Raw genomic sequence first — 9,947 nt, forward strand, 5'->3', positions numbered from 1 at the left:
ACACCGAGGCGATCCTGACGTCGATCGAGGAGTTCCTGAAGAACTCTTGTGGCCCGAACGGTCTGTAAGCTTGGTCAAGCGGAGGAACAGGGATGACCGAGCGAGCCTTGGTCAGCCCTGTTTTCTGGAACTGATCCGCACTGGTTGTTGTGGTGGGCGTCGACGCACAATGGCGGGTGATGTCGATGGCCATCATCTGGGGCGCTGACAACAACCTGTTCAACTTATCTGTCGAACTGTCTGAGACAGGCATCGGCGTTGAGGACTATAGTCGGACGCGCACCCTGTGCTACGCTCAGCGGAGATCGCCAGGCCGTTGTCAAAATACCGTCGCTACCGCCCAGTTCCCACGCAAGTTGGCCAAGCTGATTCTGTCCCGCCGACATCCGCCCGCCCAGCCTGGCCGCAAAAAGGCTTGACCGGCGGGCGACAAGCGGCTTTCCGACTGGTCGGGCACGGCCAGTAGCGGTGCCGACGGCAGCACGTTGATGGCACGGCTGTCGTCGGGGGTGATCTGTTCGGCCAGGGCTTCGTGCTGGATGGCTAGCGCGTGTTACTGGTTGAACTGACCCTGATCGGCGTGGGCGTCAGCCTCCATGTGGCGTGGCGCGGGCCCTGCGGATTTGCGCCTGGCGAGGCGGCTCAGTTTCTGGAGCATTTCAATCGGATGGCGGCGGCGCTCGAACTGGGCGCTCTCCTGACCATCAAGCGCAGACGGCTTTACGGCATGCACGAAGACGTCGCCGTGACCAGCTATTATACCGACTATCAGGGCGTGCGTTTCATCGTTCTGGACGGCACGGCGGGAACCAGTCTGGATGCGCTGGACGCCCAGACCCGCTGGCTGGATCAAACCCTGGCTTCGAGCACGGCCCGCTGGAACATCGTCGTCCAGCACCAGCCCATCTACACCTGCGCCCGCCCCAACGACACCGAGGCCCTGAAGGCCGCCTGGGAGCCGATCTATCGCGCGCGGGGCGTCGACATGGTCCTTCAGGGGCACGATCACTGCTACAGCCGGATCACCGATGGCGAGGGCAAGGCGTCGGGCGAGGCCCGGCGTGCGCAGGGCGCGGCCCAGGGGCCGGTCTACGTCGTCTCTGTCGCCGGGCCCAAGATGTATGGGCTGAACAACCGCGCCCTGACCCAGCCTGACCGCGTGGCGGCCGACACCCAGATGTATCAGACCATCGACGTGGAGGCCGGGCGGCTGCGCTATCGCGCCTATACGGTGTCAGGCGTCCTCTATGACGCGGCGGACATCGTCCGGGCGGCGGACGGGACCAAGACCTTGCGCGAACCAGCCGAAGCCCTGCCGCCGCTGCGGCTCTGCGATGGCGGCGCGGGGCCGGACGGAGCGCCGGGCGTGGGGAGCAAGAAGTAGCGCCCGTCGCCCTCGACTTCTTCTCATTCAGGACAGAATCTTTTCATGACGAACCTTGCGCGTCGGCTGCTTGTTTCCGTACTTTCGGTCTCGTTGGGCGCTGCCGCTTTCGGCGCTCCGACATGGGCGCAGGATGCCGGTCGGAGCCATACGCCTTCTCAGAACGCCGCCGCTCATGGGCGGGCGAAGAACGTCATCCTCTTTCTGGCCGACGCGGCGGGCGTCTCCTCGCTCAACGCCGCCAGCCTGATGGCCCACGGCGAGCCGATGAGGCTGCACATCCAGCAATGGCCGCATCTGGGTCTCAGCGAGACCTCGCCAGTGGATCAGTTCGTGTCGGACTCGGCCAATGGCATGTCCGCGATCATGACCGGCGTGAAGACGCGCAACGGGGTGATCAGCCAGGCCCCTGGCGCCGTGCGCGGCCGTCAGGACGGGGCGCCCACGAAAACCCTGCTTGAATACGCCGAGGAGCGCGGCCTGCGCACCGGCGTCATCTCCAGCCAGTCGATCGCCGACGCCACGCCGGCGGCGACCTACGCCCACTCGAATGATCGCGGCAAGTGGGGCGAAATCTTCCCTCAGGCCTTCTCACCGCGTTTCGGCGACGGCGTGGACGTTCTGTTCGGCGCCGGTCGTCAGAAGATCGGCGAGCAACTGACCGCCAACGGCTCCAGCTTCGACGCCTTGAGCCGGACGCATGACCGGCCGATCTACGCCCGCCTGGACGAGGCGCCTGACACCAACTCCCGGCCGGTGGTCGTCGCCGATCAGCTGGACGTGCGCGCCGCGACCCTGAAGGCCCTGGATCTGCTCCAGGCCGCTCCCGAGGGCTATCTGCTGGTGGTCGAATGGGACGCGCATACGGATGACGTCCGCAAGGGGCTGCAGAACATCGCGGACTTCGACCGTCTGATCGCCGAGGTCGAGGGGCGCGTCGATCTTGATGACACCCTGCTGTTGTTCACCGCCGACCACTCCTTCGGTCTGCAGGTCGATGGCGGACGGCGCGGCGAGCCTGTGCTGGAGGGCTATGAGGCCTGGAAGGCGGCCGGAGACGATGACAAGGTCGTCCGATTGAAGAACGTCCTGGTCAATCGCACTCACACGGCGGAAGAGGTTCCGACCCTAGCCATTGGCGCCGGTGCGGATCAGGTCCGCGGCTATTTCCCCTTTTCCATGTGATGATGGAGGCTTGGGGCTGGAGTGCGCCGGGGGGCGACTGAACACCCACTGTCTTTGCCTGCGCTTCTCTAGCGTTGTGAAGCGTGTTTCAGAGCCGTTCGCAGGATGAGAGGACCGTCAGCAACTCATGGGATGCTGAACGAGGGCTGTTCACGCCAGAGCGCTTGAGCCAAGCCGAAGCTTGGGTGTGGCGCGTCACGCGAAAGTCGATCTTCGGGGGCGCCCTCGCCGCTGAGCGGGCCGCAGGGCGTTCTAGTCGTGGCGTAGGGCCCATGCCGGGGCCGCGCGGCTGGCTCGAACCGATTGGCTGAGCACGGTCAGCACGGCGATGAACACGGCCACGACGCTGGCGCCGATGAAGTAGGCCGGCGACAGGGCGATGCGGTCGTCGAAGCCCGCCAGCCAGGTGCGCGCGGCGAAGAAGGCCAGCGGCCAGGCGAACAGGTTGGCGATCAGCACCGGTCGCAGGAACTGGGCCACCAACAGCTTGACGATGTCCGAGGACGAGGCGCCCAGCGTCTTGCGGATGCCGATCTCCTTCACCCGCTGCTGGGTGCTGAAGGAGGCGAGGCCCCACAGGCCGACGCAGCCGATCAGGATGGCCAGCCCGGCGCCCATGCCGAACAGGCGCGCGGCGCGGTCGTCGGCGGCGTAAAGTTCGATCAGGCGGCGGTCGGCGTGGGCGCCGTCGAAGGGCGTGCTGGGCGCCATTTTCCGCCAGACGGCGCGCGTCTGCTCCATCACCTGACGGGGATCGCCCTGGTAACGCAGGGTCGCCATCGGCCAGTCGGGAATGCGCGCCTTGTAGACATAGACCGCCGGGTCGATGGTCGCGCGGGGCGAGAAGAAGCGGGCGTTTTCGACCACGCCGACGATGGTGCGGGGACGGCCGCCGCCGACCGTCTTGCCGATCGCGTCTTGGGGCGAGGCGAAGCCGAGGGTTTCGGCCGCCTTGCGGTTGATGACGATGTTGAAGCCGCCGACCCGTTCGGTCTCGGTGGAGTCATCGCTTCGATAGTTCGGGTCGAACACGCGGCCGGCGACTGGCGTCATGCCGTAGGTCTGGAAGAAATCCGGCCCGATGGCGATCTTGCGCAGACTCGGGCCGTCGCCAGGCACGCCGGGAAGCTGAATGTTCTCGGCGGAGTGGCTGTAGGAGCCGCCGGCGGCGAGGGTGCCTGTGGTGACATGGGTGACGCCCGGAATGTCGCGGAAGGCGGCCAGAAGCGCCAGGCGCTGACTTTCCGACAGGCTGGAATCCGTCATGGCGGGCACGATCAGCAGGCCTTCGCGCTGGAAGCCCAGGTCGGCGCTGCGGACGTGCTGCATCTGGGCGAACAGCACTCCGGCGGCGATGATGAACCCGGTGGCCAGGGTGAACTGCAGGACGACCAGGGCCTCGCGCACGCGGGCCCCTGCGCGTCCGCCCCCGGGCGAACGGGCCGAGGCCAGCACCAGGGCGGCCGGATAGCGCGACAGCAGAACGGCCGGATAGAAGCCCGCCACGGCGCCGATGACGACGACCAGTAACGCCAGAACGGGCAGAACCACGCCATAGGGCAGGGTCAGGGACAGGTCGGCGGCGGCGTTGATCAGCGGTAGTCCCAGCTCGGCCAGGATCAGCCCGACCAGGGCGGCCAATGCGACCAGCACCATCGCCTCGCCCAGGAACTGTCGGATCAGCGCCCCGCGCGAGGCGCCGACCACCTTGCGCATGGCCACTTCACGCGCACGCAGCCCGGCGCGGGCCACGGCCAGGTTCACATAGTTGACGACGGCGATGACCAGGGCCAGCAGGCCGACGAGACCCAGCATGGCGATGGTCTGGCGCCGACTGTCCGAAGCCCTGCCGCCAGGGGCGAGGCGCAGGTCTGCGATCGGCGTCAGCAGATAGCGCAGCGTGTCGGACGGCTTTTCTCCTAGGTCGCCGCCATGGCGCTCGACGAAGGCGGGCAGCTTCTGAGAAAAGGCGCGGGCCTGGGCCGGGGTGTCGAAGCGCAGATAGGTCGTGAGGGTCAGGGCGCCGAGATTACGCCACATCGCCATGTCGCCGGGCGCGGGGCCCTTCATCGGCGTCAGGGCGGTGAAGTCGAGCTCGGTGTTGGCGGGCAGATCGCGGAACACGCCCACGACCTTGCGCGGCTGGGCGTCTTCGCCATCGGACAAGGCCAGGGTGCGGCCGATCGGGTCAGCAGAACCGAAATAACGCCTGGCCGCCGCCTCGCTGAGCAGCAGATTGGCCGGGTCGCGCAGCGCCGTGCGGGCGTCGCCGTGCACCATCTCCAGACGGAAGAGGTCGAGGAAGTCAGGGTCGACGTGGGCGAGGTTTTCGGATGTCGCCACGCCGTTGTGGATGATCTTGCCTGAGGTCAGGATCCGCGTTCCCTTCGCTTCGGGGAAGTCCTCCTGAATCATCTCCAGCAGGCCGCTGGGCGTGTTCGGCATGACGCCGTTGAACGGGCTGCCGGGCAGGTTCCACTCGTTCTGGATCTGATAGACGGTCTGGTGCTCGGGCAGCCAGGTCTCGAAGCTGGTCTCGAACCGCACATAGAGGCCGAGCAGGATGAAGACGGCGATGCCCATCGCCAGCCCGCCGACGTTCACCGCCGTATACAGCGGATGGCGGATCAGGCTGCGGTAGAGCGACACAAGCGCGAAACGGTTCATCAACGTGTCCCTCGAGTTCAGGCGGCGCGCGAGGCGGAGGCGACAATCCGGCCGTCCAGCATGTCGATGCGGCGCTTGGCCATGTCTGCATGGCTGGGCGAGTGGGTGACCATGACGATGGTGGCCCCTTCGGCGTTCAGCCCGCTCAGGATGTCCATGACCTGCTGGCCGTTCTGGGTGTCGAGGTTGCCGGTAGGCTCGTCCGCCAGGATCAGCTTGGGGGCGCCGACGACGGCGCGGGCGATGGCCGCGCGCTGCTGCTGACCGCCGGACAGCTGATGCGGATAGTGCTGGGCGCGGTGGGCGATGCCGACCTTGTCCATGGCGGCGGCGACGCGGGCGCGCCGATCGGTCTGGCGGTCCTTGCGGTAGATCAGCCCCAGTTCGATGTTTTCGGCGATGGTCAGTTCGTCGATCAGGTTGAAGCTCTGAAAGACGAAGCCCAGAGTCTCGCCGCGGAAGCGGGCCAGGGCCGATTCACTTAAGGTCGCCAAGTCGCGATCGCCGAACAGATAGCGGCCGCCGCTGGGCCGGTCGACGGCGCCCAGGGTGTTCAGCAGGGTGGACTTGCCGCACCCTGACGGACCCATGATGGCGAGGAATTCGCCCTGGGCGACCTCGAGATCGATGTCATGAAGCGCGGTGGTCTCGACATCGTCGGAGATGTAGCGGCGCTGGATGTTCTCGAGACGGATCACAGGTGGCCCTTTCCACGGATGTTCAGTTTGTCGCCCCTGATGGAGGCGGTGTTGGAGGTGACGATACGGTCGCCGGGCGACAGGCCGGAGAGGATTTCGACCTGCGTCGGATTGCGACGGCCCAATTCGATGGGGCGACGGCGGGCGTGTCCGCCGTCCTTGTCCAGCACGAAGACGTTGGCCGCGTCGCCTGCGCCTTCCAGCCAGCCGCCGACCGGGGCGACGAGGGCTGAACGTGCGGCGCCGAGGGTGATGCGCAGGTCCAGGGTCTGGCCGCGATTCAGCCCGTTCGGCGTGCGCCCGTCAAAGGTCAGCTCGACCTTGAACCGGCCTTCGGACACGGCGGGCAGAACCCGCGAGACCGTCAGCGTCGCTCCCTCTGACGTTCGGGCCTTCTGACCTGTGGTGATGCGGCCGAGGTAGTATTCGTCGACGTCGGCTTCCAGTTTCCAGGCGCCCTCGCTGTCGACCTGACCAGCGGGGTCGCCGGCCTTCAGAGCTTGGCCGGGCTGAAGGTTGAAGTTCGTCAGCCGCCCGGCTGTCGGGGCGCGGATCACCAGGGCGTCGAGCCCCGCGCGCACCGCTTCCAGATTGCCCGCCAGTCGTTGGCGCACCTCCGCCAAACGGTTCGCCTGGGCGGCGGTGATGCGGGATTCCGTCGCCTGTCCGGCCTGAAGCTGCTTCAGCCGGTTCTCCTGATAGCCGGCCTCTTCGGCGAAGGAGCGGACGCCGGCCTCGGACAGGAAGCCCCGTTCGTACAGCTGGCGGCGGATGTCATGTTCGCGGCGCGCCCGCAGAAGGTCATAGCTGGCCTGGTCGATCTGGGCCTCGCGGTCCAGGCGGTTGCGCTGCAGGCCCAGATCCTGCGCCGAGGCGTCGCCCAGCTGGCCGACGATCTGGGCCTCGCGGGTCAGAACCTCCAGCTTCAGCTCGGGGTTGGACAGGACGGCGAGGGGCTGGCCCTCGGCGACCATCACCCCGTCCTCGACCAGAAGTCGTTCGACCTGTCCGCCGGCCAGGGCGCCGACCAGGGTGCTGACGCGCGGCGCCGCGACGGCCCGGACGGGGATGTAGTCGTCGAAGGCGGCGCGCTGGACCACGCCCGTCTCGACATCGGCGGCGGCGATATTGGTCGAGCCGCTCGAGGGCAGCAGACGCCAGGCCGCGCCGCCGACGACGGCCAGTGCGACGACGGCCAGGACCGCGCGCCGTCGCCACCACGGCGGGCGCTGTCGCTCCAGGCGGCGGTCCATGGCGGCGCCGCCCGCGGGGCCGGTCGATGAGGTTGCGTGCTTTGCGTGTTCGGACATTATGGTTTCAGTCTCGCCCGGCGCCGCGGAGAAACCTAAGTCCCTATGATCAAAGCTGTTTTTGAAGATCGAGAGAGCAGCGCGCGTCCGCGTCCGGTCACAGTGTCCGGGGATGGACAGTCGGAGGGGACGTCAAGAGGCGCTTCGGTTCTGCTGGTGGACGACAATACGGTGGTGGCCCGGGCGATGGAGATCGCTTTTCAGGTGGCGGGCCATCGCCTGGAGTTCGCGCCGGGACCGCAGGAGGCGCTGTCGCGTCTGGCCTCCGCGCGATACGACGCCGTGCTGCTGGACATGAATTTCGGCCCCGGCGAAACGAGCGGCGAAGAAGGACTGGCCTGTCTGCGGCGGATCATGGCGGATGATCCGACGGCCTGTGTCGTGGTCATCACTGCCCACAGCGGCGTCGGCATCGCCGTGGCGGCCATGCAGGCGGGGGCGCGCGACTTCGTCATGAAGCCCTGGCGCAATCGCGACCTGATCGCCAAGGTCGAGGCTGCGATCGCCCGCCGTGCGCCCATTGAAACGCCGTCGGCGCCGCCCGTCGCGGGCGAGGCCGCTCCGGCGCGATTGCTGGGCGACAGCGCCGCCGTCCAGCGATTGCGCGATCTGATCCGCCGCATCGGCCCGACGTCGGCCAGCGTCGCGGTGGTCGGACCGTCGGGAGCGGGCCGCACCTTGACGGCCAGGGCGATCCACGCGGCCTCGCCTCTGGCCGATCAGCCGCTGCGCAAGATCGACCTGCGCGATCCGGCCGCCTGGCGCTTCGATCCGGAAGAGGGGGCGGTCATCCTGCGTCATGCGGAGGCGCTGGACGACGTGGCGCAATCGCGGCTGCTGGATCAACTGCCCCCGACGCTGCGCTGCTTCAGCCTGCTTTCAGGAACGACCGGCTTGTCTGCGGCCTTGCGGCGGCGGCTGGCGACGGTCGAAACGGCGACGCCCTCCCTGGCGGAGCGCGAGGACGACGCCGTCATCCTGGCCCGCCACTTCGCGCGTGAAGCGTCCGAGCGGTTCGGCCGCCCGGCTGCGCAACTGACCCCTGGGGCGGAGGCGGCGATTCGCGCGGCCGCGTGGCCCGACGAGGCGCGCGGTCTGGCCCTGGCGGTCGAGCGCGCGGTGCTGTTGTCGGAGGACGGAAAGATCGAGGCGGCGGCCGTCGTTGCTCCGCTGTCGCCGGTGTCGGATGCGCTGGATACGCCTGCCGACAACGCTTTTGATCTCGGCGACGCCGAGAAGGCGATCATCGCCGCGGCGTTGCGTGAACATCGGCACAATGTCTCTCAGACTGCGGCGGCCCTGGGGTTGAGCCGGGGGGCGCTCTATCGGCGCATGGCCCGTCATGGTCTCTAGGCGGGCGGCGTCAGCGCTCGCCTGCGCGCTCGGCCTGACGGCCAGCGGCGTGGCGGCTGTTCTGGCCTGGCGATCCGGCATGTGGGGCGCGCTGACCGGCGCGGCGCTTGCGGCGGTCTGGCTCAGCGTTCTGAACGCGCGGATGTGGGACAGGCGTCCACTTGCGTCTGTCGCGGCGGCGTCGCCCGACGAGGGGGAGGCGATGGCGCTGCGGGTGTTGCTGGACGCCGCGCCGACGCCCCTGGTCGGCGTCGAGGGGACGACGGCCAGAGCCTTGAACCGCGCAGCGCGCGACCTTTTCAGCGCCGAAGACCGCATCCTGCCGCCGCCGCCGGACCTGTTCGATCGCGAGGTCGCCCATTTCCGCCAGTCCGGTCGACGCTGGCGGCTGGATCGCGTCGAACTGGCGTCCGGGGGCGGCTCGTCCTTGGCGGCCCTGATCGACGTGGAGCAGGAAGAGCGTGTCGCCGAGGCCCGCGTGACGGCCGAACTGGTCGAGGTGCTGGGCCATGAACTGCTCAACGGCCTGGCGCCGATCGCCTCACTCTCGGAAAGCGCCCTCGACGTTCTGAACGGGGCGCACGACGACCCGGATTTGTTGCGCGAAATCCTGGGCGTCCTGGCGCGCCGCGCCGACGGGCTGCAGCGGTTCGCCGAGGCCTATCGCACGCTGGCTCGCCTGCCGGAGCCGATCCGGCGGCCTGTGTCCGTGCGCGAGATGGCGGACGATCTGGCGCGCCTGTTCGCCAGCCGCTGGCCGGCAGCGACCCTGCATGTGGATGTGCAGGAAGACCTGTCCTGGGCCTTGGACCGGGATCAGATGCATCAGGCTGTGTGGGCGCTGCTTCAGAACGCCGCCGAGGCGACGCAGGTCGACCGCGCGCCTTCCGGCGCGGTTCGGCTATCGGTCAAGCGGGCCGACGAGACGCTGGTGATCGAGGTCGCCGACGACGGCCCCGGCGTATCGCCGGCCGACGCCGAACGCATCTTCCGTCCCTTCGTGACCACCAAGCCGAACGGCTCGGGCATCGGCCTCAGCCTGGCCCGCCAGATCGCCCACGCCCACGGCGGCGCCCTGACCCTTGAGCGGACTCCGGCGACCGTGTTCCGGCTGAGCCTGCCGTAGCAGTGCGCCTCGCCGTCATGCGCTACTCCATGATCTCGGGGGACTTTCCTGACTGCCGTTCGAACAGGCGCCGATAGTGGCCGTTGCCGGCCTGGAGCAGGTCGTCATGGGTTCCGTCTTCGACGATCTCGCCGCCCGAGAAGACCAGGATGCGGTCCAGCGCCCGGACGGTCGACAGCCGGTGGGCGATGACGATGGCGGTGCGGCCGATCAGCAGCCGTTCC

General features: G+C 68.2%; 8 protein-coding genes and 1 pseudogene. 4 read left to right on the forward strand and 5 right to left on the reverse strand.

Features of this window, described 5'->3' with window-relative positions:
* The coding region (locus tag ACU5AP_RS15655; protein ID WP_446681487.1) for a hypothetical protein at window positions 1-196 on the reverse strand (196 nt) is incomplete at its 3' end.
* Window positions 197-550: 354 nt separating this feature from the next.
* On the opposite strand from ACU5AP_RS15655, the gene ACU5AP_RS15660 reads away from it, so the two are divergent.
* Both ACU5AP_RS15660 and ACU5AP_RS15665 read left to right on the forward strand, forming a co-directional pair.
* Entirely contained in the window at window positions 551-1,384 is an 834-nt protein-coding gene (locus ACU5AP_RS15660) for a metallophosphoesterase family protein (protein ID WP_446681488.1), read from the forward strand.
* 45 nt (window positions 1,385-1,429) lie between these two features.
* The gene (locus ACU5AP_RS15665) at window positions 1,430-2,569 is read left to right on the forward strand and encodes an alkaline phosphatase (RefSeq protein WP_223850775.1); all 1,140 of its coding nucleotides are present in this window, start codon (window positions 1,430-1,432) and stop codon (window positions 2,567-2,569) included.
* Between the two features lie 252 nt (window positions 2,570-2,821).
* On the opposite strand, the gene ACU5AP_RS15670 is transcribed toward ACU5AP_RS15665, so the two are convergent.
* From ACU5AP_RS15670 to ACU5AP_RS15680, 3 genes are read right to left on the reverse strand one after another with little or no spacing between them, the layout of a single operon-like run.
* On the reverse strand, window positions 2,822-5,236 hold the full coding sequence (locus ACU5AP_RS15670; RefSeq protein WP_128719738.1) for an ABC transporter permease: 2,415 nt from the start codon (window positions 5,234-5,236) through the stop codon (window positions 2,822-2,824).
* 17 nt (window positions 5,237-5,253) lie between these two features.
* Window positions 5,254-5,934 (reverse strand): ABC transporter ATP-binding protein, encoded by a 681-nt coding sequence (locus tag ACU5AP_RS15675; RefSeq protein WP_088411339.1) that lies wholly within the window; start codon window positions 5,932-5,934, stop codon window positions 5,254-5,256.
* On the reverse strand, window positions 5,931-7,244 hold the full coding sequence (locus ACU5AP_RS15680; protein WP_223850776.1) for an efflux RND transporter periplasmic adaptor subunit: 1,314 nt from the start codon (window positions 7,242-7,244) through the stop codon (window positions 5,931-5,933). Before ACU5AP_RS15680 ends, ACU5AP_RS15675 begins: the two co-directional genes overlap by 4 nt.
* A gap of 156 nt (window positions 7,245-7,400) precedes the next feature.
* Between ACU5AP_RS15680 and ACU5AP_RS15685 the strand changes: the two genes are divergently transcribed.
* Window positions 7,401-8,597 carry a sigma-54-dependent transcriptional regulator gene (locus ACU5AP_RS15685; RefSeq protein ID WP_198478718.1) on the forward strand — a complete coding sequence of 399 codons (1,197 nt, stop codon included), beginning with the start codon at window positions 7,401-7,403 and terminating at the stop codon, window positions 8,595-8,597.
* Complete coding sequence (locus tag ACU5AP_RS15690) at window positions 8,587-9,723, forward strand: sensor histidine kinase (RefSeq protein ID WP_446681489.1); 1,137 nt, start codon at window positions 8,587-8,589, stop codon at window positions 9,721-9,723. The genes ACU5AP_RS15685 and ACU5AP_RS15690 overlap by 11 nt, the downstream gene beginning before the upstream one ends.
* Before the next feature lie 22 nt (window positions 9,724-9,745).
* Here the strand turns inward: ACU5AP_RS15690 and ACU5AP_RS15695 are convergent.
* Window positions 9,746-9,947: pseudogene (locus ACU5AP_RS15695) on the reverse strand (ABC transporter ATP-binding protein); the annotation flags it as partial.

It is taken from the genome of Brevundimonas sp. RM1 (genome assembly GCF_052907225.1).

What these genes read in the sequence shown, in the direction of transcription:
- ACU5AP_RS15665 (WP_223850775.1), top strand. Translation starts at nt 1,430, where the DNA reads ATGACGAACCTTGCGCGTCGGCTGCTTGTTTCCGTACTTTCGGTCTCG.
- ACU5AP_RS15670 (WP_128719738.1), bottom strand. Translation starts at nt 5,236, where the DNA reads ATGAACCGTTTCGCGCTTGTGTCGCTCTACCGCAGCCTGATCCGCCAT.
- ACU5AP_RS15680 (WP_223850776.1), bottom strand. Translation starts at nt 7,244, where the DNA reads ATGTCCGAACACGCAAAGCACGCAACCTCATCGACCGGCCCCGCGGGC.
- ACU5AP_RS15690 (WP_446681489.1), top strand. Translation starts at nt 8,587, where the DNA reads ATGGTCTCTAGGCGGGCGGCGTCAGCGCTCGCCTGCGCGCTCGGCCTG.